The sequence below is a fragment of the Streptomyces sp. P3 genome (assembly GCF_003032475.1).
In the GTDB taxonomy this organism is placed as follows: Bacteria; Actinomycetota; Actinomycetes; order Streptomycetales; family Streptomycetaceae; genus Streptomyces.
In genome coordinates, this window is record NZ_CP028369.1 from 6,768,717 (window position 1) to 6,790,460 (window position 21,744).

Annotated in this window: 16 protein-coding genes and 1 pseudogene; 12 read left to right on the top strand and 5 right to left on the bottom strand. The window is 74.2% G+C overall.

Features of this window, described 5'->3' with window-relative positions; genetic code table 11:
- Positions 1-142: 142 nt before the first annotated feature.
- Positions 143-2,314: a germacradienol/geosmin synthase Cyc2 gene (gene cyc2 / locus C6376_RS29695; protein WP_107446227.1), complete on the top strand. Its 2,172-nt coding sequence runs from the start codon at positions 143-145 to the stop codon at positions 2,312-2,314.
- A gap of 1 nt (position 2,315) precedes the next feature.
- Here the strand turns inward: cyc2 and C6376_RS29700 are convergent, their stop codons facing one another.
- A complete protein-coding gene (locus C6376_RS29700; RefSeq protein ID WP_107446228.1) occupies positions 2,316-3,035 on the bottom strand; it encodes a hypothetical protein in 720 nt (239 codons plus the stop codon).
- 94 nt (positions 3,036-3,129) lie between these two features.
- Here C6376_RS29700 and C6376_RS29705 point away from each other — a divergent pair, with 94 nt between their 5' ends.
- From C6376_RS29705 to C6376_RS29720, 4 genes are all read left to right on the top strand, one after another.
- Positions 3,130-4,002, top strand: coding sequence for a LysR family transcriptional regulator (locus C6376_RS29705; RefSeq protein ID WP_107446229.1), 873 nt, complete (start codon positions 3,130-3,132; stop codon positions 4,000-4,002).
- A gap of 178 nt (positions 4,003-4,180) precedes the next feature.
- Entirely contained in the window at positions 4,181-4,888 is a 708-nt protein-coding gene (locus C6376_RS29710; protein ID WP_107446230.1) for a PDZ domain-containing protein, read from the top strand.
- Between the two features lie 400 nt (positions 4,889-5,288).
- Positions 5,289-6,416, top strand: a complete 1,128-nt coding sequence (locus C6376_RS29715) for an aminopeptidase P family protein (RefSeq protein WP_107446231.1) — start codon at positions 5,289-5,291, stop codon at positions 6,414-6,416.
- 48 nt (positions 6,417-6,464) lie between these two features.
- Positions 6,465-7,445, top strand: coding sequence for an aminoglycoside phosphotransferase family protein (locus tag C6376_RS29720; RefSeq protein ID WP_107446232.1), 981 nt, complete (start codon positions 6,465-6,467; stop codon positions 7,443-7,445).
- A 75-nt stretch (positions 7,446-7,520) separates the two neighbouring features.
- On the opposite strand, the gene treZ is transcribed toward C6376_RS29720, so the two are convergent.
- Positions 7,521-9,266: a malto-oligosyltrehalose trehalohydrolase gene (treZ, locus tag C6376_RS29725; protein WP_107446233.1), complete on the bottom strand. Its 1,746-nt coding sequence runs from the start codon at positions 9,264-9,266 to the stop codon at positions 7,521-7,523.
- 165 nt (positions 9,267-9,431) lie between these two features.
- Between treZ and C6376_RS29730 the strand changes: the two genes are divergently transcribed.
- The 3 genes and pseudogenes from C6376_RS29730 (at position 9,432) to C6376_RS29740 (ending at position 10,797) form a co-directional block, all read left to right on the top strand.
- Entirely contained in the window at positions 9,432-9,983 is a 552-nt protein-coding gene (locus C6376_RS29730; protein ID WP_057575862.1) for a DUF1707 and FHA domain-containing protein, read from the top strand.
- 71 nt (positions 9,984-10,054) lie between these two features.
- A pseudogene (locus C6376_RS29735) lies at positions 10,055-10,342 on the top strand (dehydrogenase); the annotation flags it as partial.
- Entirely contained in the window at positions 10,339-10,797 is a 459-nt protein-coding gene (locus C6376_RS29740) for an SSI family serine proteinase inhibitor (RefSeq protein ID WP_107446234.1), read from the top strand. The pseudogene C6376_RS29735 and the gene C6376_RS29740, both read left to right, overlap by 4 nt.
- 118 nt (positions 10,798-10,915) lie before the next feature.
- Here the strand turns inward: C6376_RS29740 and C6376_RS29745 are convergent, their stop codons facing one another.
- From C6376_RS29745 to glgX, 3 genes are all read right to left on the bottom strand, one after another.
- Complete coding sequence (locus C6376_RS29745) at positions 10,916-12,166, bottom strand: M14 family zinc carboxypeptidase (protein ID WP_107446235.1); 1,251 nt, start codon at positions 12,164-12,166, stop codon at positions 10,916-10,918.
- A gap of 296 nt (positions 12,167-12,462) precedes the next feature.
- Positions 12,463-14,814: a malto-oligosyltrehalose synthase gene (gene treY, locus C6376_RS29750; RefSeq protein ID WP_107446236.1), complete on the bottom strand. Its 2,352-nt coding sequence runs from the start codon at positions 14,812-14,814 to the stop codon at positions 12,463-12,465.
- 140 nt (positions 14,815-14,954) lie between these two features.
- A complete protein-coding gene (gene glgX, locus C6376_RS29755) occupies positions 14,955-17,063 on the bottom strand; it encodes a glycogen debranching protein GlgX (protein ID WP_107446237.1) in 2,109 nt (702 codons plus the stop codon).
- 193 nt (positions 17,064-17,256) lie between these two features.
- Between glgX and C6376_RS29760 the strand changes: the two genes are divergently transcribed.
- The 4 genes from C6376_RS29760 to C6376_RS29775 all read left to right on the top strand — a co-directional run bounded on the left by C6376_RS29760 (position 17,257) and on the right by C6376_RS29775 (position 21,724).
- Positions 17,257-18,075, top strand: a complete 819-nt coding sequence (locus tag C6376_RS29760) for a Tat pathway signal sequence domain protein (protein WP_107446238.1) — start codon at positions 17,257-17,259, stop codon at positions 18,073-18,075.
- Between the two features lie 127 nt (positions 18,076-18,202).
- Positions 18,203-19,549, top strand: coding sequence for a copper amine oxidase (locus tag C6376_RS29765; RefSeq protein ID WP_107446239.1), 1,347 nt, complete (start codon positions 18,203-18,205; stop codon positions 19,547-19,549).
- A gap of 102 nt (positions 19,550-19,651) precedes the next feature.
- Positions 19,652-20,890, top strand: a complete 1,239-nt coding sequence (locus C6376_RS29770) for an SAV2148 family HEPN domain-containing protein (RefSeq protein WP_107446240.1) — start codon at positions 19,652-19,654, stop codon at positions 20,888-20,890.
- 108 nt (positions 20,891-20,998) lie between these two features.
- A complete protein-coding gene (locus C6376_RS29775; RefSeq protein ID WP_107446241.1) occupies positions 20,999-21,724 on the top strand; it encodes a 3'-5' exonuclease in 726 nt (241 codons plus the stop codon).
- The last annotated feature ends 20 nt before the right edge of the window (positions 21,725-21,744 follow it).

Below are 21,744 nucleotides of genomic sequence, written 5' to 3' on the forward strand. Positions count from 1 at the left end.
AGGAGCGGCGGCCGGCACTGGGGGCGCGGTCACGGCACAGGCCGGCTCGCCTCGCGTTGCCCGCTTCGCGCCGATTCACGCGATGGTGTGATGATCCGTCACCCGGCGGATGGCCGCGCGGACCCCCGGGTAGGGCCCGGCCATGACGCAACCGTTCGAACTCCCGCACTTCTACATGCCGTACCCCGCGCGGCTGAACCCGAACGTCGCCGACGCGCGGGCGCACTCCACGCGGTGGGCGCGGGACATGGGCATGCTGGAGGGATCCGGGATCTGGGAACAGGCCGATCTGGAGGCGCACGACTACGGCCTGCTCTGCGCCTACACCCACCCCGACTGCGACGGGACCGCGCTGTCGCTGATCACCGACTGGTACGTGTGGGTGTTCTTCTTCGACGACCACTTCCTCGACATGTTCAAGCGCACCCCCGACCGCGCCGCGGGCAAGGCCCATCTGGACCGGCTCCCGCTGTTCATGCCGCTGGACCTGTCGACGCCGGTTCCCGTGCCGCGCAACCCGGTGGAGGCCGGGCTGAAGGACCTGTGGGCGCGCACGGTGCCTGCCATGTCGCAGGACTGGCGCAGGCGTTTCGCCGTGGCGACGGAGCACCTGCTCAACGAGTCGATGTGGGAGCTGTCCAACATCGACGAGGGGCGCATCGCCAACCCCGTCGAGTACATCGAGATGCGCCGCAAGGTGGGCGGCGCGCCCTGGTCGGCGGGGCTGGTGGAGTACGCCACCGCCGAGGTTCCCGCCGTCGTCGCGGGAACCAGGCCGCTCAGGGTGCTGATGGAGACCTTCTCGGACGCCGTGCACCTGCGCAACGACCTGTTCTCCTACCAGCGCGAGGTCGAGGACGAGGGCGAGAACAGCAACGGCGTGCTCGTCCTGGAGACGTTCTTCGGCTGCACCACCCAGGAGGCCGCCGACACCGTCAACGACATCCTCACCTCCCGGCTCCACCAGTTCGAGCACACCGCGTTCACCGAGGTCCCCGCGCTCGCCCTGGACAAGGGACTCGGGCCGGACGAGGTGGCCGCCGTCGCCGCCTACACCAAGGGCCTGCAGGACTGGCAGTCCGGCGGCCACGAATGGCACATGCGCTCCAGCCGCTACATGAACGAGGGAGCATCGTCCCCCGCTCCCTGGCAGAAGCCGGCCGGCCCCGGCACGTCGGCCGCCGACGTCGCAGCGCTGCTGGCCGGCGCGGCCGCCGAGCGCCTGCGCGCCCACACGCACATGCCGTTCCGGAAGGTCGGCCCCTCGCGGCTGCCCGACTTCCACATGCCGTTCACGGTCGGGATCAGCCCGCACCTGGAGTCCTGCCGGCCGAGGCTGCTGGCGTGGACGCACCGGATGGGCATGCTGGCGGAGGGCGTCTGGGACGAGGACAGGCTCGCCTCCTGCGACCTCGCCCTGTGCTCGGCCGGCCTCGACCCGGACGCCACCGCGCAGGCGCTCGACCTCAGCGCCCAGTGGCTGGCCTGGGGCACCTACGGCGACGACTACTACCCGCTCGTCTTCGGCAACCGCCGTGATCTCGCGGCCGCCCGCCTCACCACGGCCCGCCTGTCGGCCTGCATGCCCGTCGAGGGCGAGCCCGTCCCGGTCGTCCCCGTCGACGCGATGGAACGCGGCCTGATCGACCTCTGGACGCGCACCACCCACGACATGACCCCCGACCAGCGGCGCACCCTGCGCGACGCGGTCGACGCCATGACCGAGAGCTGGGTGTGGGAGCTGTCCAACCAGCTCCACAACCGCGTTCCCGACCCGGTCGACTACCTGGAGATGCGCCGCGCCACCTTCGGCTCCGAGCTCACCCTGAGCCTGTGCCGCACGGGCCGCGGCCCCGCCGTCCCGCCGGAGGTCTACCGCAGCGGGGTCGTGCGCGCGCTGGAGAACGCGGCGATGGACTACGCATGCCTCACCAACGACGTCTTCTCGTACCAGAAGGAGATCGAGTACGAGGGCGAGGTGCACAACGCGATCCTCGTCGTGCAGAACTTCTTCGGCTGCGACTACCCGACCGCGCTCGGCGTCGTCCACGACCTCATGACCCGGCGCATGCAGCAGTTCGAGCACATCGTCGCGCACGAACTGCCCGTCCTCTGCGACGACTTCGACCTCCCGCCCGAAGCCCGTTCGGCGATGGGGGACTACGTGGGCGACCTGCAGAACTGGCTGGCGGGCATCCTGAACTGGCACCGCGAGGTCGACCGGTACAAGGCCGGATACCTGGCCCGCCGCACCCACGGCTTCCTGCCCGGCCTCGCACCGCCCTCGCCGCTCCCGCAGTTCTCGCTCTCCTGACTCACCGCCGGGCCGCGTGCCCGACGGCGGCCCGCGCCAGCGCCCGGACGACCGGGTGCGGGCGCGAGCCGTCACCGGCCAGCTCCGGCTGGAAGAGGGAGGCCAGGAAGAACGGGTGGTCCGCCAGCTCGGCGATCCGGGGCCGGCCCTGCTCGTCGTGACCGGAGAAACGCAGCCCGTGGGCGCGCAGCACGTCCAGACGGCGGGAGGGGCCGTACGCGCAGAAGTAACGCTCCACCGTGCGCTCCGAGCCGATCACCTCGTGGGCGAGCGAGCCCGGCTCGAGCGTCACCGCGCCCTCGTGGCCCACCAGCGAGCAGGCCAGCGGCTCGATGAGCGGGTCGTCGGCGTCGGGGTCGTTCTCGGCGTGCGCCGCGCGCGACAGCCCGCAGACCGTGCGGGCGTACTCCAGGAGCGCGTGCTGGAAACCGCCGCAGGTGCCGAGGAACGGGATGCCCTCCTCGCGCGCCGTGCGGACGGCGGACAGGACGCCCGCCTCGCTCCGGTAGGGGCTGCCCGGCACCACCCACACCGCGTCGAAGTCCCGCACCGCGTTCTCGGTCTCCGCCTCCTTCGAGGGGATCCAGTAGGCGTCCAGGATCAGCCGGTCCCGGGCTGCCAGGGCGTCCAGGAGGAGCGGTATCCGCGTGTGGGAGACGACGTTCAAGGAGCGGTCGCCCACCAGGGCGATCCGTGCGGTCCGAGCTGCTGTACCGGTCATGCGCCTCATCCTGGGCGCGGCCCCCGGTTCGCGTCCAACGATGATTGCTGCACGGTCGATAAGCAGAGCTGATGCACCCTGGGACCCTGGACGCATGGACCCGCACCACCTGCGCACCTACGTCACCGTCTCCCGGCTCGCCTCCTTCTCCGGGGCCGCCCGGGAACTCGGGTACACCCAGTCCGCCGTCTCCCAGCACATCGCGGCCCTCGAACAGGACCTCGGATCGCCGCTGCTCACCCGCCGCCCGGTCGCCCCCACACCGGCCGGCGAACGTCTCCTCGAACACGCGGGGCCGCTGCTGCTGCGTCTGGACGCCGCCCGCGCGGACGTCGTCCGGCTGGCTTCCGCGCCCTCCACCGGGCTGACGCTGGCCGCCTCGCCGACCGCACTCGGCCCCGCCGCCCTCGCGGCGCTTCCGCCCGCCGCAGTGACGCTGCGCGTGCTCGGCCGTGACCACGTCGTCGCCGCCGTCGCCGACGGCACCGCCGACCTGGGGTTCGTCGACGGCCTGGCCGCGCCCAGCGACCCGCTGCGGCTGCCCGACGTGGCGCCGCTGACCACACGCGGTGTCGGCGAGGAGCCCGTCAGCGTCCTGCTGCCCGTCGCTCATCCGCTCGCCCGCCGCAAGAGTCTGCGTCTCGGCGACCTCGTCGACGCGCGCTGGCTTGACGCGCCCGACGCCGCGCTGCCGCTGTCCCAGCTGCGCGCCGCCGCCGGGGGCGGCCACGGCTTTTGCGCCGCACTGCGCTACGACGGCTGCGACCTCAGGCTGCTGACCGCGCTCGCCGCCGCCGGGCACGGCCTGACCCTGCTGCCCCGCTCGGCCGCCACGGGGGTCCCGGGGACGGTCGCCGTGCCCGTCGTCGAGCCGCGGGTCGTCCACCGGGTCGAGATCGTGCACGCCGCGGCTCCGGCGGGCGGCGCGGCCCGCGCTCTGCTGGAGTCGTTGGCGACGCGCGCGTGAGGCGCGGCAGCCCTGCCCGGCGTCGTGGGGGCGGGGCCGCGTCATCCGCGCGCGGATGCCGCACCGGACGCATCGCGCGCCGGGGCGCCCGTACCTCGTCCGCATCCGGGTCAGTCTCACTCGTTCGTGGCTCGTGGTGCGCGGGTGCGCCGGGTAGAGCACCAGCCGGAGGCGATCCATGGAACAGACAGCGTTGCGACCCAAACCCCTGCCGGGCCATGACCCCGACGCCGCCGCTCTGCCGAGCGGCGGCGAGGGCCACCGTCCGCCCGCCGCCAGGCGTCGCGGACGACGCCTGACGACCCTGGTGGCCGGTCTGTTCGCGGGCACGGTACTCGTCCTGTCCGGCGTAGGCCTGGGCACGGTGGGGGCGGCCGTGACCGGCATGAGCAGGCCGGCCGAGCCGCAGCGGCAGGAGGAGCCGGGGGGAGGCGCCGGGCCGGAGGGACGGGCCGGGCCGGCGGGGCAGGCGGATCGGCCGCAGGCGTCGGGCCGTACGGGGGACCGCACGGGGGAGGGGAGGACGGCGTCGCGGTCCGGGCCGGACGGCGCGCCCGCGCCGGGGTCCGGCGCCGCAGCGCGCTCCGGCACGCCCGCCGGGACGGGTGCGTCGTCGCGCTCGGCGGGGGCGAGCCTGGGGATCGAGGCGGTGGACGCCGGCCGGACGGGCGCCGAGATCGTCGCCGTGCACGTCCCCGGTCCCGGTTTCAGGGCGGGTCTGGTCCGCGGCGACGTCCTGCTGACGTTCGGCGGCGCCGAGATCGACTCGGCGACCGACCTCGCCCGGGCGGTCGACCGGGCGCACCCCGGAGCGGAGGTGGAGGTGGCGGTCCGCCATCGCGGCGGGTACCGGAAGGTGACGGTCGTCCCCGGCATCGTCACCTGACACGGCCCGGGACGGCCCGGGACGGGCCGCCCGGACCCGCGGGCCGTCGGCACGCCGCCCGCGCGTACCGGCCGGCGAACCGCCCGCACCCATGCCTGCGCCGCGCCGTTCGCGGGCCGGCTGAAGCGCGCCCTCTCCCGGACCGGGGCGCGCCGCCGCCCGGAGCAGGTCCGAGACGGGGCGCCGTTCCTGCTCCCGGCCTGCGTACGGCCCCGGGTGGCCGGTCCGGGCGGGCCGGCCGTCCGAAACCCTTGCCGACCGGCTCGCGCGACCCCCGCCGGACGGGCAGGATGCTGCCCGTGGTCGTCTCGCCGGCGTCACCTCGCCCGTCAGCCGTCCACAGCCGCACCGGCACCAGCAGTCACCTCAGCAGCCGCCACGTCCCTCCTGGGAGGCCCGGATGACCGGCACCGCCCCCGCGCCCTTCACCGCCGACGACTACCGGGCCCGCATGGAACGCGCCGCGCGGGAGGCCGCCGACGCCGGACTCGCCGGACTGCTCGTGGCGCCCGGACCCGACCTCGTCTGGCTCACCGGCTACGCGCCGACCGCCGCCACCGAACGGCTCACCCTGCTCGTCCTCGCCGCCGGCCGGGACCCGGTCCTCGTCGTGCCCGCCCTCGAGGCCCCCGACGCCGCGAAGGCGGCCGGCGCCCCCGTGCTCACCCTGCGGGACTGGACCGACGGCAAGGACCCCTATGCCGCCACCGCAGCCCTCCTCGGCGACCGGGGGCGGTTCGGGATCAGCGACAACGCCTGGGCGATGCACCTGCTGGCCCTGCAGCAGGCCCTGCCCGCCACGTCCTACACCTCCCTCACCGAGTCCCTGCCCATGCTGCGCGCCGTCAAGGACGCCGCCGAGCTGGAGCTGATGGCGGCGGCGGGAGCTGCCGCGGACCGGGTGTTCGAGGAGATCCGCAAGGTTCCCTTCGGCGGGCGCAGGGAGACGGAGGTCGGCGCCGAGCTCGCCGCACTCCTGCGCCGGTTCGGCCACTCCCGGGTCGACTTCACCATCGTCGCCTCGGGGCCCAACGGCGCCGACCCGCACCACGAGGTCGGCGACCGCGTCATCGAGCACGGCGACATGGTCGTCCTCGACTTCGGCGGCCTCAAGGACGGCTACGGCTCCGACACCTCCCGCACCGTGCACGTCGGCGAGCCCACCGACGAGGAACGCCGGGTGCACGACCTGGTGCGCGAGGCGCAGGAGGCCGGATTCCGGGCGGTCCGGCCCGGCGTGGCCTGCCAGGAGGTCGACCGGGCGGCCCGCGCGGTCATCGCCGCCGCCGGCTACGGCGCGTACTTCATCCACCGCACCGGCCACGGCATCGGCGTCACCACCCACGAGCCGCCGTACATGATCGAGGGCGAGGAGCGGCCACTCGTGCCCGGCATGTGCTTCTCCGTGGAGCCCGGCGTGTACCTGCCCGGCAGGTTCGGTGTGCGCATCGAGGACATCGTCACCGTCACCGAGGACGGCGGCCGCCGCCTCAACGACACCACCCGCGAGCTGGTCATAGTGGACTGACCCGCCCCAGGAGTCCCCGGCACCCACCCGAACGGCAACGGCGCGACCATGACCCAGGCACCGACACCCACCGCGGACACCGTCCGCCGACTGGTCCGTGCGCTCCTCGAGGAGAACGGGGCGAGCGGCCCCGGCCCGCAGGTGCGGCCCGTCACCGAGGGCGGCGCGCCCACCACCTGGTGGGTCGGCGCCCGCCATGTGCTGCGGCTCGCCCCCGACCGCGAGACGACCGTGCGCCGCCGTCGTGAACTGCGGCTGCGCGACCTCGTCCGGCAGCACCTCCCGATCGCCGTGCCGGCCGGTGTCGCGCACGGCGAGTGGTCCCCGGGGCTGGCCTACACCCTCGACACCAGGCTGCCCGGCGGCACGGCCGAGGAGCACGACGTGTCGGCCGTCGGCGAGGCCGACCTCGCCGGACTGCTCGGCGGGCTGCGCGAGGTGCCGGCCCGGCAGGCTGAAGCGCTCGGCGTGCCGCGGGCCGCCCCACGCTCCCTGGAGGCGCTGCGCCGGATGGCCGTGGCCGCCGCCGAACGCCTCGGCCGCGCCGACGAGTTCGACCCCGCCCGGCTGCACCAGCTGACCCCGGCGGGCGCGGCCCAGCTCGCCGCCCAGGCGGCCCCCGCGGTCCTCGTCCACCACGCGCTGCGCGGCGAGCACCTCGTGGTGAGCGCCGACGGCCGGGTGCGCGGCGTCCTCGACTGGACCGAAGCGGTCCTCGGGGATCCCGCCGAGGACATCGCGGGCCTCGCCCTCGCCGTCGGCGCGGGGGCCGCCGTACGGGCCGCCACCCTGGCCGGCTACGGCGCCCGCCCCTGCCTTCGCGGCCTGTGGCTCGCCCGCTGCGACACCGTCGTCCACCTCGCCCGCCGCGTCGAGAGCCGCAGGGCCGGCCCGCGGGACGCCGACGCACTCGCCCTGCCGCGGACCCGGTTGCGGCGCGCCTGGGAGGCGATCCTGCTGGAGCGGGTCACGGAGTTCCGTGAGGACGGGGACGGCGGGGACGCGACCGAGGGGGACGGGGACGGATAGGGCGAAAGGCTCACCCCACCGCCACGCCCACGCCCACGCCCACCGCCACGCCCATCCCCACCGCCAGGCCCCGCCTCACTCCTGCTCCAGGACCACGCACGACTCCCCGGGGAGATGCAGCAGGCCGTCCGGACCCGGGACGTCCACCGGCTCCCAGGCGGCCAGCACGCGCGCGGGGCGCGGGCCCAGCGGGATGGCGGCCGGCTCCTCGCCGAGGTTGACGGCCACCCGGACGTCGCCGCGCCGGAAGGCCAGCCACCGGCCCCCGACGTCGTGGGCGACCTTGATGTCGGCCAGGTCGGGATCGGTGAGGTCGGGCTGGGCGTGCCGCAGGGCGATCAGCTCGCGGTACCAGGCCAGCACACGCGCGTGCGGCTCGCGCCGCGGCTCGGACCAGTCCAGGCAGGAGCGCTCGCGGGTCGCCGGGTCCTGCGGGTCGGGCACGTCCTCCTCGGCCCAGCCGTGCGCCGTGAACTCCCGCCGCCGGCCCCGCCGTACGGCCTCGGCGAGCTCCGGGTCGGTGTGGTCGGTGAAGTACTGCCACGGCGTGCCCGCCGCCCACTCCTCGCCCATGAACAGCATCGGCGTGAACGGCGCGGTCAGCGTCAGCGCCGCCGCGCACGCCAGCAGCCCCGGAGAGAGGGACGCCGAGAGGCGGTCGCCCTGGGCCCGGTTGCCGACCTGGTCGTGGGTCTGGCCGTACCCGAGCAGCCGGTGCGCGGGCACCCGGGCCCGGTCCAGCGGGCGGCCGTGGCGCCGGCCCCGGAACGCGGAGTGGACGCCGTCGTGGAAGTAGCCGCCGGTCAGCGTCTTGGCGAGGGCGGCGAACGGGTCGCGTGCGAAGTCGGCGTAGTAGCCCTGCGACTCGCCGGTGAGCGCGGTGTGCAGGGCGTGGTGGAAGTCGTCGTTCCACTGCGCGTGCAGGCCGAGGCCGCCCTGCCGGCGGGGGGTGATGAGCCGCGGGTCGTTCAGGTCGGACTCGGCGATCAGGAACAGCGGCCGGCCCGTCTCGGCGGCGAGGGCGTCCACCGCCGCCGACAGTTCCTCCAGGAAGGGGTACGCGCGCGTGTCGGCCAGCGCGTGCACCGCGTCCAGACGCAGCCCGTCGAGCCGGTAGTCGCGCAGCCAGGCCAGCGCGCTGCCCAGCAGGTAGGCGCGCACCTCGTCGGAACCGGGGGCGTCCAGGTTCACGGCCGCGCCCCACGGCGTGTGGTGCGTCTCGGTGAAGTACGGGCCGAAGGAGGGCAGGTGATTGCCGGACGGGCCCAGATGGTTGTGCACCACGTCCAGGACCACGCCCAGACCGAGCGCATGGGCCCGGTCGACGAACCGCTTCAGCCCCGCGGGGCCGCCGTACGGCTCGTGCACCGCCCACGGGGACACCCCGTCGTACCCCCAGCCGTGCCGGCCCGGGAACGGGCACAGGGGCATCAACTCCACATGGGTGATGCCGAGTCCGGCGAGATGGCCGAGCCGCCCGGCCGCCGCGTCCAGCGTCCCCTCGGGCGTGTAGGTGCCCACGTGCAGCTCGTACAGCACGGCGCCGGGCAGCGGACGTCCGGACCACTGCGTGCGCCACTCGTGCAGGCTCTGGTCGACGACGGCGCTCAAACCGTCCGGCCCGTCCGGCTGACGGCGCGAGCGGGGATCGGGCCGGACGGGGCCGTCGTCCACCGCGAAGCCGTACCGGGTGCCGTCCTCGGCCTGCGCCTCGCCCGTCCACCATCCCGCACGCTCCGGATCGCGTCCCAACGCGCGCGTGGCGCCGCCGCATCGCAGCGTCACGCGTCCGGCCTGCGGTGCCCACACCTCGAACTGCACGGACGGCTCCCCTTCGTCTGCTCACCGTGATGTAGCCCGTCCCGTCCATCGTGCTCCACGGGAGATCGATCCTGCCCGGGAACACTCCCATTGACGCCCCACCCGTGCGGGGGCCGTCTCCCCGTCTTCTGGACACCCGGAGCCCGCTGACCGACAATCACCACCGTGACGTCGTCCTTCGAGTTCAACACGTACCCCGCGCGGTTGTCCGACGCGGAGCGCGACCGGGCGCTGAAGGTGCTGCGCGACGGCGTCGCCCTGGGGCGCCTGTCGCACGACACGTTCATCCGGCGCATGGAGCTGGCCCTCGCCGCCCGACGCCCGGACGAGCTCGCCGTCCTCACCGCCGACCTGTCCGAGGAGAACCGCTTCTCGCGGGTCGTCTTCGGCGCGGTCGAGGCGGTATCCGGCTTCACCGTACGACTGCGCCGCGCCTGGCAGGCCGAGCGGCTGCCCAAGCTGCTGCTGCCGCATCCGGGCACCGCGCACGCGCTGCGCATCGGCCGCGATCCCGTGAACGGTCTGCGGCTGACCCACGAGAGCGTCTCGCGGGTGCACGCCGAACTCATCCGCCAGGGCGGCGTGTGGGTGCTGCGCGACCTCGGCTCCACCAACGGCACGACCGTCAACGGGCGGCGCGTCATCGGCGCGGCCGTGGTCCGCGAGGGCGACCAGGTCGCCTTCGGCCGGACGGGATTCCGTCTCTCGGCGAACTGAAACCGGTCAAGTCCCCTGACCCGAAGCGGTGTCGACGTACCCCCGGCCGATGGCTCACTGACCGTCCGACGGCCCTGCGCATCGTCGGCGGCCGGATCGCCGTACGCACGGCCGGCCTGCTCCACCGGCTCGTCACCGGCGCCGGACGCGACCCGGCCGGCGTGCTGCCGGAACCGGAGGCGCTCCTCGGCGCGTGGTGCGCCGTCCACCGGGACGACCGCGGGGCGCGCTGGATCCCGGTGGCGCGTCAGGCGGAGTACCGGGCCCGGGTCGTCCTCGCCGCGTTCCGTCCGGCCGGTGCCCGTTCGGGTGAGTCGGACTGGGGTACCCGGCCCGTCGTGCCGATGCACCGGGAATGACGCACTTCCTCAACGCTCTGCGGCCGGCCCGCGCGGTACGGCGCGTCCTGCCGGCCGCGGCCGCCCTCCTCCTCGCCGCCGGCGCCGCCCCGCACGCCCTGGCCGCCTCCCACGACGCCCTCCCCGGCAACTGGCTCCAGCTCACCGTCACCCGCGGCGACGCCCGCTCCGGCGACGCGCGCGGCACCCTGCTGCTGTGCGACCCGCCGCAGGGCCACGCGCGGGCCGCGGAGGCCTGCGACGCCCTGGCCCGGTCCGGCGGCGACGTCGAGGCCGTCCCGCGCGACGGCAGCCGTGTCTGCCCGCTCGTGTACGCCCCGGTGAAGGTCCGCGCCCAGGGCCGCTGGGACGGCCGTCCGGTCGACTACAGCCACACCTACAGCAACGACTGCGAGCGGGAGGCGCTGACCGGCCCGGTGTTCGCCCTGGACGACGATCAGGCGCCCGAGGTCTGAGCACGCGGTCCGGCGGGCCCCGGGAGCCTCCGCGCTCCCGGGGCCCGCCCCGGCCGCGGCCCGGCCGCCCCCTCGCCACGGCACCGGCCCTCTCGACGGATCCGTCGGCCGTCCGCGGCTACGCCGCTCGGTGCCGGGCGTGCAGGGCCGCCGCGACCACCGTCCGGGACTGGTGCTCGACCTGGTGCTCCAGCGGGACCCAGCGGGCGCGGAAACGGTCGGCGAAGGCGTCGCTCCAGGTCGCGACGAGGTGCTCCAGGCGCGGAGCCGCGTCGTCGTCGTACTCCTGGAGGACCCGCCACAACATCGCGGCCGCCCGCAACGGCAGCCGGCGGGCGAACGCGTCCACGCTGCCGACATACGCCATCGTCGTGTCGGCCGGCGGCGTACGGGTCCAGTCCGCGGCCAGCCCGGGCACCAGGTCCAGCGCCCATCTGGCCGCCCGCAGCAGCGGACCGTCGACGCCCTCCAGGCGCGGCAGCACCTCGACGAGCACCCGCTCCACCTCCGTCGTGTCCCGCAGCAGCCGCCGCGCCAGCCGGCGGATCGCCGCCGCCGGGGCGGGATGCGGGGCGGGGTCGTCCACCATGTCGCTCGCCCACATCGGGACCTCCACCACGGCCGTCAGACCGCCGTAGCGGTGGGCGTGGTACCAGGTGCTGTGCCGGGCGTCGTCGGGCATGCTCGGATAGGCGGCCTCCGCGCCGGCGGCCGGCATCACGTGCACGCCGGGCCCGGACGCCGGCCAGCCCGCCGCGTCGGAGGCACCCGTCTCCACCGGGATGTGCAGCTGCGCCGCGGACTTGGCGAACGGCTCGGCCAGCCCCGGGATGTCCTTGGTCAACTGCACCCAGCTGCCGCCCAGGTCGGTCCCGTGCAGGGTCACCTGGAGGTAGGGGCGCAGCTCGTCGATCACCCGGGTCAGCGCACGCGTCTCGGGCGGCAGGCGGTCCGGCGGCAGGACCGCCGGGGACCACTCCGGCTGCTCCGGGCCCGCCGGGCGGAAGAAGCCGAGGTGGTACTCCAGCAGACTGCGGGGCGCGGGGGTGACGTGCAGGCTCGCCCCGTCGGGGTCCGCGCACAGCAGGAAGTGCCAGGACGTGCCGTCGCGCAGTTCGCGTTCGTACAGCACCCGTTCGGCCAGCGCCAGCAGCGTGCACCCGCCGGTCGGCTCGTTGGCGTGGGCGCCCGCGACGACCAGCACGGCCCGCCGGGCGTGCCCCACGGACAGCAGGTGCAGCGGCCGGCCCGCACGGGAGACCCCCACCTGCCGCAGCGTGCACGTGTCGGGCCGGCGTGCGGCCAGATACCGGGCAGAAGAGGTCAGTTCGGTCACCGTGGGGTAGCGCAGCTCCGGCAGGAGACTCACCCCCGTATTCGTCCGCCCGGCCTTCGCCTCCGCAGTACCCCACGGTCTCTGTGAACTGTCAAGAACGCCCGCGAGCGGGCCCCGGGGGCGCTCGAAGCGCGGGCGGGCGGAGCGGAGCGAGCCGACGCGCGGCCGGGGACACGCCACCTTCGACGTCCGCTCGGACGTCCTCACCGTTCGCGCTCGCCCGGCCGCCGGTTCCTTCCCGCCGGGCCGCTCGTCCCCGCCGTCCGACCGCCCGTCCGCAGCCGGTACGCCGCGGGACCGGTCGTCCGCCGGCGTGGCCGCCCGCCGCGTCAGCCGACCCGCTCCAGCAGCGCCACCGGCAGCCGCTCGAACAGGTCGGCCACGCGCGCGTGAGCGCTGAACTCCCGCTCCCCGGCCAGCGCGTCGGCCCAGCGCCCCGGCGGCAGCGCCAGCCGCGTCTCCTGCCAGCCGCCCGCCTCCGCCAGCCGCAGCGACAACCGGGTGACGGCCGTGACCGCCTCGCCGGAACGCGCGAAGGCCAGACAGTGCTCCGCCGCCGCCCCTTCGGCGGGCAGCGGCTCGTACGTCGCCGACTCCCCGAAGACGTCCGGACGCCGTCGGCGCAGCCACAGCGCCGCCTCGGTCACCGCCGCCTTGGTGTCCGGGCCCTCCGGCGGGAAGCGCACCGGGCGCCGGTTGTCCGGGTCGACCAGCGTCCGGGACTCGCACTCGGCGCCCTGGTAGACGTCCGGCACGCCCGGCATCGTCAGATGCACCAGCGCCGTGCCGAGCACGTTCGCCCCGATGTGCGGCGCCAGCGCCCGGCGCAACGCGGCCACCCGCTCGCCGGGCGGCCCGCACGGCCCCGCCGCCGTGAACGCGGCCACCGCGTCCTCGTACGGCGGCTCCTGCTCCGTCCAGCTCGTGTACAGGCCCGCCTCGCGCGCGTGCTTGAGCAGCGCCTCCCGGACGCGCTCCGGGGCCGCCGGGCCGAGCCCGAAGACGGTCTGCCAGGCCGCCCACGCCAGCTGCCCGTCCACCGCGTCGTCCTGTGTGCGGGCGACCTCCGCCAGGACGTCGGACCAGCGCTGCGGGCACTCGGTGAGCACGGCGAGCGCGGCGCGCACGTCGGCGCTGCGCTTGGTGTCGTGCGTCGACACGACCGTCCCGGTGGCCGGCCAGTCGCGCTGCACGCGCGCGCAGTACGCGTGGAAGGCGGCCGGCGACACTCCCGGGGAGCCGGGGTCGCCGCCCACCTCGTTCGCAGCGGGCAGCGGCACGTACCGGTAGAACGCCGTGTCCTCCACCGACTTGGCGCGCAGCGCGGACGACGTCTGCGCGAACCGCGCCCGGAACTCCGCCCCCGCCCGGCCCTCCTTGCCCAGCACCAGCCCCCGCACCACATCGACCGCGCCCGCCTCCTCGGGCACCGCGAACGCCTGCCGGGCCTCCCGGGCCGCCGCCTCGGTGACGACGACCGCCGGGTCGCCCGAGGCGTAGGGCCGGTAGACGTCCATGCGGACCAGCAGCTCCACCAGGGCCCGGCGCAGCGCCCAGGGCGCCCGGTCGCGCAGCATGGGGTCGGGCGACGCGGCGCACACCCGGGAGGCCGTCCGCGTCAGCCGGTCCGTCTCGGCCGCCAGCTCGTGCGAGAGCACCTGGTGGGCCGCCCGCCGCACGGTCGCCGCCCAGTCGCCGCCCCGGTCCGTCCGCGGGGCCGCGAAGCGCCGGTAGCCGGTCAGGAGCTCCCCCGCCCCCACGGGGTCCGTGAACAGGCCGTCGACGTGGCGCAGGGCGTCGTAGCCGGTCGTGCCGGCGACGGGCCAGGAGTCCGGCAGTCGCTCCCCGTCCGCGAGGATCTTCTCCACCACCGTCCACCGGCCGCCGCTCGCCTCGTGCAGCCGCTCCAGGTAGCCGTCCGGGTCGGCGAGGCCGTCCGGATGGTCCACACGCAGGCCGTCGAGCACCCCCTCGTGCAGCAGCCGCAGGATCGTGCCGTGGGTGGCCTCGAACACCACCGGGTCCTCCACCCGCACCCCGATGAGCTCGGAGATGCTGAAGAAGCGCCGGTAGTTCAGCTCGGTGCGGGCCAGCCGCCACCAGGCGAGGCGGTACCACTGGGCGTCCAGCAGCCGCGGCAGCGGCAGCCCGCCGGTTCCCTCGCGCAGCGGGAAGACGTGCTCGTGGTAGCGCAGGACGTCGCCGTCCACCCGCAGATGCTCCAGTTCCCCGCCGAGGGGACCGCCGAGCACCGGCAACAGCATCCGGCCGCCCTGCGCCTCCCGGTCGACGTCGAACCAGCGCGCGTACGGCGAGCCGGGGCCCTCCCGCAGCACCTCCCACAGGGGACGGTTGTGGCGCGCAGACATCGCCATGTGATTCGGCACGATGTCCACGACCAGGCCGAGGCCGTGCTCCCGCGCGGTGTGCGCCAGCGCCCGCAGTCCCTCCTCCCCGCCCAGCTCCGCCCGCACGCGCGTGGGGTCCGTGACGTCGTAGCCGTGCAGGGAGCCGGGCACGGCCTCCAGGACGGGGGAGAGGTGCAGATGCGAGACGCCGAGCGAGGCCAGGTACGGCACGGCCGCCGCCGCGGCCCCGAAGGGGAACCCGGGCTGCAGCTGCAGCCGGTAGGTCGCCGTGGGCGGCACGGGAACGGGGGCGTCACGTCGCTCAGGGGTCATGACACCCTACGTACCCGCCCCGCCGCGTTTCGTGTCACCGTCTCCCCCTCCGGGGCGGGTCCGGATCCGTCCCTGTGTCCGTCGGCCGGGCCCGTCCCCCGATCGGACCCCGCCGCCGTCCCGTGCCGCCCGGGAGCGGCCTATGTGGGCCGCTGCAGCACCGTCATGCTCCGGTCGGGCAGCGTCAGCCGGGCTCCCGCCTGCACCTCGGCGCCCGCCCCTTCCGCCACGGACGCCGGGTCCGCCGTGTCCACGACCACCTGCCACTGCCGTCCGTGGCCGACCGGCACCACGAACTCCAGGGTCTTGGCGGTGGCGTTGAACATCAGCAGGAAGGAGTCGTCCGTGATCCGTTCGCCGCGCGGACCCGGCTCGGAGATCGCGTTGCCGTTGAGGAACACCGACAGCGCGGACGCCTGCGCGCGGTCCCAGTCCCGCTGCGCCATCTCCGTCCCGCCGGGCGTGAACCAGGCGATGTCCGACAGCTCGTCATGGGTGCCCTCCACCGGCCGGCCGTGGAAGAAGCGGCGCCGCCGGAACACGGGATGCTCCCTGCGCAGCCGCACCAGCGCGCGCGTGAAGTCCAGCAGCTCGCTGCCGTCCTGCGGCCACTCGACCCAGGCCAGTTCGCTGTCCTGGCAGTAGGCGTTGTTGTTGCCTTTCTGGGTGCGCCCGAACTCGTCCCCGTGGCTGATCATCGGCACGCCCTGGGAGAGCATCAGCGTGGCGACGAAGTTGCGCATCTGCCGGGCCCGCAGCCCCAGCACCGCGGGGTCGTCGGTGTCGCCCTCCACGCCGCAGTTCCAGGACCGGTTGTGGCTCTCGCCGTCCCGGTTGTCCTCCCCGTTGGCCTCGTTGTGCTTGTCGTCGTAGGCGACCAGGTCGTGCAGGGTGAACCCGTCGTGGCAGGTCACGAAGTTGATGGAGGCCAGCGGGCGCCGTCCGTCGTCCTGGTAGAGGTCGGAGGAGCCGGTCAGCCGGGAGGCGAACTCGCCCACCGCGCGGGCCTCGCCCCGCCACACGTCCCGCACGGTGTCGCGGTACTTGCCGTTCCACTCGGTCCACAGCGGCGGGAAGTTTCCCACCTGGTAGCCGCCCTCGCCGACGTCCCACGGCTCCGCGATCAGCTTCACCTGGGACACCACCGGGTCCTGCTGGACCAGGTCGAAGAACGACGACAGCCGGTCCACCTCGTGGAACTGGCGCGCCAGCGTCGCCGCGAGGTCGAAGCGGAACCCGTCGACATGCATCTCCAGCACCCAGTACCGCAGAGAGTCCATGATCATCTGCAGCACGTGCGGGGAGCGCATCAGCAGCGAGTTCCCGGTGCCGGTGGTGTCCGTGTAGTACCGGGGGTCGTCCGCCAGCCGGTAGTAGGACGGGTTGTCGATGCCCCGGAAGGACAGCGTCGGGCCCAGGTGGTTGCCTTCCGCGGTGTGGTTGTAGACCACGTCGAGGATGACCTCGATGCCCGCCTCGTGCAGTGCCCGCACCGCCGACTTGAACTCCAGCACCTGCTGGCCGCGGTCGCCCCAGGACGCGTACGCGTTGTGCGGGGCGAAGAAGCCGATCGTGTTGTAGCCCCAGTAGTTGTTCAGCCCCATGTCGACCAGCCGGTGGTCGTTGACGAACTGGTGCACCGGCATCAGCTCCAGGGCCGTCACCCCCAGCTCCGTCAGGTGCTCCAGGACCGCCGGGTGGGCCAGGGCCGCGTAGGTGCCGCGAAGCTCCTCCGGCAGCCCCGGGTGGCGCATCGTCAGACCCTTGACATGGGCCTCGTAGATCACCGTCTGGTGGTAGTCGGTGCGCGGCCTGCGGTCGTCGCCCCAGTCGAAGTAGGGGTTGACCACCACCGACGTCATCGTGTGGGGCGCCGAGTCGAGGTCGTTGCGCCGCTCGGGCGCGTCGAAGTGGTAGCCGTACACCTCCTCGCCCCACCGGATCTCGCCGGCGACCGCCTTCGCATAGGGGTCGAGCAGCAGCTTCGCCGAGTTGCAGCGCTGCCCGCGACCGGGGTCGTAGGGACCGTGCACCCGGAAGCCGTACCGCTGCCCCGGCATGACGCCCGGCACGTACGCGTGCCGGACGAACGCGTCGCTCTCCCGCAGTTCCACCGCCGTCTCCGAGCCGTCGTCGTGCAGCAGACACAGCTCTACTCGGTCCGCGGCCTCCGTGAAGACCGCGAAGTTCGTGCCGGCGCCGTCGTACGTGGCACCGAGGGGATACGCCTCTCCAGGCCAGACCTGCATGGATACGACTCTTTCAGGTGTGCCGCCGCCGCGGGGTCGCCTTGCCGCCCGAGTCTCCCGGAATCTGAGGGAACCACCCGTGACTCACGCCCCTCTTACCCGATGACCGGTGCATGCGGAGACAAACAGACGTCGCATGCCGAACCAGTGGGGCAGACGTACTCCCGGGCAGCAGGGGGAGTAGGGGGAGATTGTGCGCACGACGGTGCGCCGCCACCTGGGCAAGGTGGTGGCGGGTACGGCCATAGCGGTGGCCGCGACAGCCGTGATGGTCGGGATCACCCTCCCGGGCACGGCGGGGGCGGACGACACGGCGGGTGGCAAGAACGGGCAGAGCGCCGGGCAGGCGGCCGGCACACGGCAGGGCGACACGGCGGCGGTGCGGCCCGGCGTCGTCGAGGAGGCGCCCGCCGAGGGCACGAAGGGCATGGGGCGCGACCCGCTGACCGACGACGAGATCGCGCGCGTCGAGAAGATCGCGCTCAACCAGCAGCCGCTCACCGCCGCGAAGGACGTGGACGGCGACCGCGGCCCCCAGCGCCTCGGCGTGGACCTCGCCGACCCCGAGGCCGACGAGGTGGACGACCCCGACGCGCCCCGGCGCGCGGAGGTGTCGTTCTACGACTACGGGTCCGACACGCTCGTCACCAAGACCGTCAACCTCGCCACCGGCAAGGTCGAGGCAACCGGATCCCAGCACGGCGTCCAGCCGCCGCTCGGCACCGCCGAGCAGGACGAGGCGGCCGCCCTGCTGATCGCCGACCCGCTGGGCGCCGGCCTCAAGGCCGACTTCAAGGACGCCACCGGCAAGGCCCTCACCTCCCCGGCCCAGCTGCAGCTCGCCGGCATGGTGTACCGGGCGGTGCCGGGCGCCGGGCCGGCGGCCCTCGCCAAGTGCGGCGAACACCGCTGCGTACGGCTGCTGTCGAAGGTCAGGAACGGACCGTGGATCGACACCCGGAGCCTGGTGATCGACCTCAGCGCCCGCAAGGTGGTCCGCATCACCGGCTGAGCCGGCGCCGAACCGTCCTGAACCGTCCAGAACCGACGCGTGGGCCCACGCAGGCCCACGCCCGCCCGTCCGTCCGTTCGTCGCCCCGCCTGCCTCCTGCAGAGGGATGCAAAGGAGTCATGTCGTCATGCGCGTTCCGTTTCTGAGCAGCGGCCCCCGGTCGCAGGGCGCCGCCCGCGCCCGCACCGGCGCGGCCGTCGGCCTGTGTGTGGCGACGCTCGCCGCCGGTGCGGCCGCCGGCGCCGGCCCGGCCGCCGCCCAGCCGAAGGCCGCCCCCGCGGCCGCCGCCGACTGCAGCGCCGCCTACCGCATCGAACAGAAGCTCTCCACCGGCACCACCTGGCGCATGTGCTGGCGCTTCGAGGCCAAGTCCGGGCTCGTCCTCGAGAAGGTCTCCTACCAGCCGCCCGGCGAGACCAAGCCGATCCGCGTCCTCAACAGCGCCAAGATCGCCCAGATCCACGTGCCGTACGACGACGGCAAGAACGAGTACAACGACATCACCGACTACAACTTCGGCTCGGGTCTGGTCAACATGACCCCCGCCGAGTGCCCCGGCGGCACCATCCGCACGGTGAAGGTCCCCGACTCGTTCGCCGGCGGCCCGAACGTCAAGGGCCTGTGCACCACGACCCGTTCGCGCGGCCACGCCTACCGGATGCAGGCCGACACGGGCAACAAGGTCTTCCAGGCCCAGGGCAAGGACCTGCTCGTCTACACCGTCAACAAGGTGGGCTGGTACGAGTACATCACCGAGTGGCGCTTCTCCGACGACGGCGCGATCAACATGAACGTCGGCGCCACCGGCAGCCTCTCGCCCTTCGACTACGACGCCGGCGACGGCCGCGGCTGGCCCCTGGGCAAGGGCGCCAAGGCCTACGCCACCAGCCACAACCACAACGTGTTCTGGCGGCTCGACTTCGGTCTCGACGGCTCCTCGACCGGCAAGGTGGAGCAGTACGACTCGGTGGTCAGCCCGCCCGCCGGCGCCCAGCAGGGCCCGACCACCAAGACCACCCGCACCGCCGTCACCAAGGAACTCGCGGGCGACGCCGCGAACATGCGCTGGTGGCGGGTGATCAGCGCGACCGGCAAGAACAAGGACGGCCACGCCCGCTCCTACGAGTTCGTCCCCGGCGCCACCACCAAGTACGCGGGGCGCCCCTTCACCCGGCACGACGTGTACTTCACGCAGTACAACAAGTGCGAGCAGTACGCCAGCAACAACGTGCGCGACTGCGGTAGCCCGCTGCACGGGTACTCGGTCGACAAGTGGGTGAACGACCAGGCCCTCACCCACCCCGTGGCCTGGGTGAACGTGGGCTTCCACCACGTCGCCCGGGACGAGGACCAGCAGCCCATGCCGGTCCACTGGCAGGGCTTCTCACTCGCCCCCCGGGACGTCACCGCCATGAATCCGCTCACACCCTCCGCCCTCGCGGGACAGAACGGACAGCCCGACAACGGCAGTTGAGAATCGACCTGTCCATCCGGCTGCACCGCCCGCCGCTCGCGGAGTACCCTTCCTTGATCGTTGGGACGGGGAGTGCTCGGGGGAGCGGAAGGCGGTGCGCGGGTGGGCTCGGGAGGGCTGGAGCTGCCCCCTGGTGACGAGGGTCACGAGGGAGGCTCCGCAGACGTCCCGCCCGGCACGGTGTCCCTGGCCCGGCCGATGGACACGAACGCCATCGGACCGGAGCTGGACTGGGACACCGAGGCCTGGCGGGAGGTGCGCACCCGCGCCCGGCGAGCCGGCCGGGCCTACATCTGGCTGAACCTCGTCGAGCAGCGGCTGCGCGCGGTCGTGGCCGCCGTGCTGCGCCCGATCTACGAACCCGTCCACGGCGACGAATGGGTGGTCGCCGCGGCCGGGCCGGCCGGCCAGGAATGGGTGCAGCGCGCCGTCGCGGTACGCGAAGTCAGCCGCCGCAAGGGCTACTTGCTCGACCCGGCCGACGACAACGTGATCTCCTTCCTCACCCTGCCCCAGCTGCGCGAGCTGATGGTGCAGCACTGGCCCTGCTTCGAGCCGTACCTCGACGACCGCCGCGACGTCGAACTCGCCCTGGACGAGCTGGAGGTGACCCGCAACGTCGTCTCCCGCAACCGCGCACTGTCCGAAGCCGTCCTGAACCAGGCCGAACGGGCCTCCGCGCGCCTGCTGGAGATGCTCGGCACCGGCGGCGACGTGCCCTCCGCGCGCCGGCTGCCCGTCGACGCCGTCGAGGACCTGGTCGGCGACCGGTACGCGGACGTGGTCGCCGTCCACTCCGACCGGGTGCGACTGCTGCGCCAGTTCCCCGCCGAGGACATCTTCGACGGCTCCCGCCGGATCGACGCCATCGGCATCGGCCTCAACCTGCTGGTGCAGAACTTCTCCGGCCGCCGCCTGGTCCGCCTCGCCGAGGGCGGCGCCCGCGTCCGGCTGCTCTTCCTCAATCCCGCCTCCAGCGCCGTCAAGCGCCGTGAACGCGAACTCGGCATGAAGCGCGGCGAGCTGAGCCGGGCGGTGGAGATGAACATCCTGCACATGCGCCGGGTCCGCTCCCGGCTGCGCGATCCGGGCGCCTTCCAGATCCAGGTGTACGACGAGACGCCCCGCTTCACCGCCTACCTCGTCGACGGCGACGGCACCGACGGCATCGCGGTGATCCAGTCCTATCTGCGGCGCATGCGCGGCATGGAGGCGCCGGTGCTGGTGCTGAGGGGCGGCAGCCGGGTCGTCAAGCCGGGCGAGGTGGACGAATCGGGCCTCTTCCCGGCATACCGCGAGGAGTTCGAGCTGGCCTGGGCGGACTCGCGGCCGGTGTCCTGAAACGTCCGGTTCACCCCCAGGCAAGCGGAAGGCGCTCCTCTGATTGTCAGTGGCCCATGGGAAGGTGGGAACCACTGGGGGACGCACCACCGAGAAGGGGGGGCCGACATGGCCTGGCACCAGGAACTGCTGGTCGGCTTCGACCTGGAGACCACCGGGACGGACCCGCGCGAGGCGCGGATCGTCACGGCAGCCGTGATCGAGGTCAGGGACGGGCAGGTCCTCGGACATCGCGAGTGGCTGGCGGACCCGGGCGTGGAGATCCCGGCCGACGCGGTCGCGGTGCACGGGATCAGCAACGAGCGGGCGGCCGCCGACGGCGCTCCGGCCGACCGGGTCGCCGACGCGATAGCCGACGTCCTCGCGGGCTACTGGCGCACCGGGGTCCCGGTCGTCGCCTACAACGCCGCCTTCGACCTCACGCTGCTGTCGGCCGAACTGCGCCGCCACGGGCTGCCCTCGCTGCGCGAGCGCCTCGGCGACCTCGACCCCGCGCCGGTGGTCGACCCGTACACCATCGACCGCTCGGTCGACCGCTACCGGCGCGGCAAGCGCAACCTCGAAGCGGTCTGCGCCGAATACGGCGTCCGCCTCGACTCCGCGCACGACGCCTCCGCCGACGCCCTCGCCGCCGCCCGGCTGGCCGGGGCGATAGCGGCCCGCCACCCCAAGGTCGCCGGCCTCGGCCCGGCGGAGCTGCACCGCCGTCAGATCGACTGGTACGCCGAGTGGGCGGCCGACTTCCAGAGCTTCCTGCGCCGCAAGGGCGACGCGGAAGCGGTGGTGGACGGGTCCTGGCCGGTGCGGGAGCCGGCCGACAGCCCCAGCGTGTGACACGCGGCCGGGCGGGCCTG

What these genes read in the sequence shown, in the direction of transcription:
- C6376_RS29720 (WP_107446232.1), top strand. Translation starts at nt 6,465, where the DNA reads ATGACCCAGGCACCGACACCCACCGCGGACACCGTCCGCCGACTGGTC.
- C6376_RS29715 (WP_107446231.1), top strand. Translation starts at nt 5,289, where the DNA reads ATGACCGGCACCGCCCCCGCGCCCTTCACCGCCGACGACTACCGGGCC.
- C6376_RS29775 (WP_107446241.1), top strand. Translation starts at nt 20,999, where the DNA reads ATGGCCTGGCACCAGGAACTGCTGGTCGGCTTCGACCTGGAGACCACC.
- C6376_RS29705 (WP_107446229.1), top strand. Translation starts at nt 3,130, where the DNA reads ATGGACCCGCACCACCTGCGCACCTACGTCACCGTCTCCCGGCTCGCC.
- C6376_RS29765 (WP_107446239.1), top strand. Translation starts at nt 18,203, where the DNA reads ATGCGCGTTCCGTTTCTGAGCAGCGGCCCCCGGTCGCAGGGCGCCGCC.
- treY (WP_107446236.1), bottom strand. Translation starts at nt 14,814, where the DNA reads ATGACCCCTGAGCGACGTGACGCCCCCGTTCCCGTGCCGCCCACGGCG.
- C6376_RS29740 (WP_107446234.1), top strand. Translation starts at nt 10,339, where the DNA reads ATGACGCACTTCCTCAACGCTCTGCGGCCGGCCCGCGCGGTACGGCGC.
- C6376_RS29700 (WP_107446228.1), bottom strand. Translation starts at nt 3,035, where the DNA reads ATGACCGGTACAGCAGCTCGGACCGCACGGATCGCCCTGGTGGGCGAC.
- cyc2 (WP_107446227.1), top strand. Translation starts at nt 143, where the DNA reads ATGACGCAACCGTTCGAACTCCCGCACTTCTACATGCCGTACCCCGCG.
- glgX (WP_107446237.1), bottom strand. Translation starts at nt 17,063, where the DNA reads ATGCAGGTCTGGCCTGGAGAGGCGTATCCCCTCGGTGCCACGTACGAC.
- C6376_RS29710 (WP_107446230.1), top strand. Translation starts at nt 4,181, where the DNA reads ATGGAACAGACAGCGTTGCGACCCAAACCCCTGCCGGGCCATGACCCC.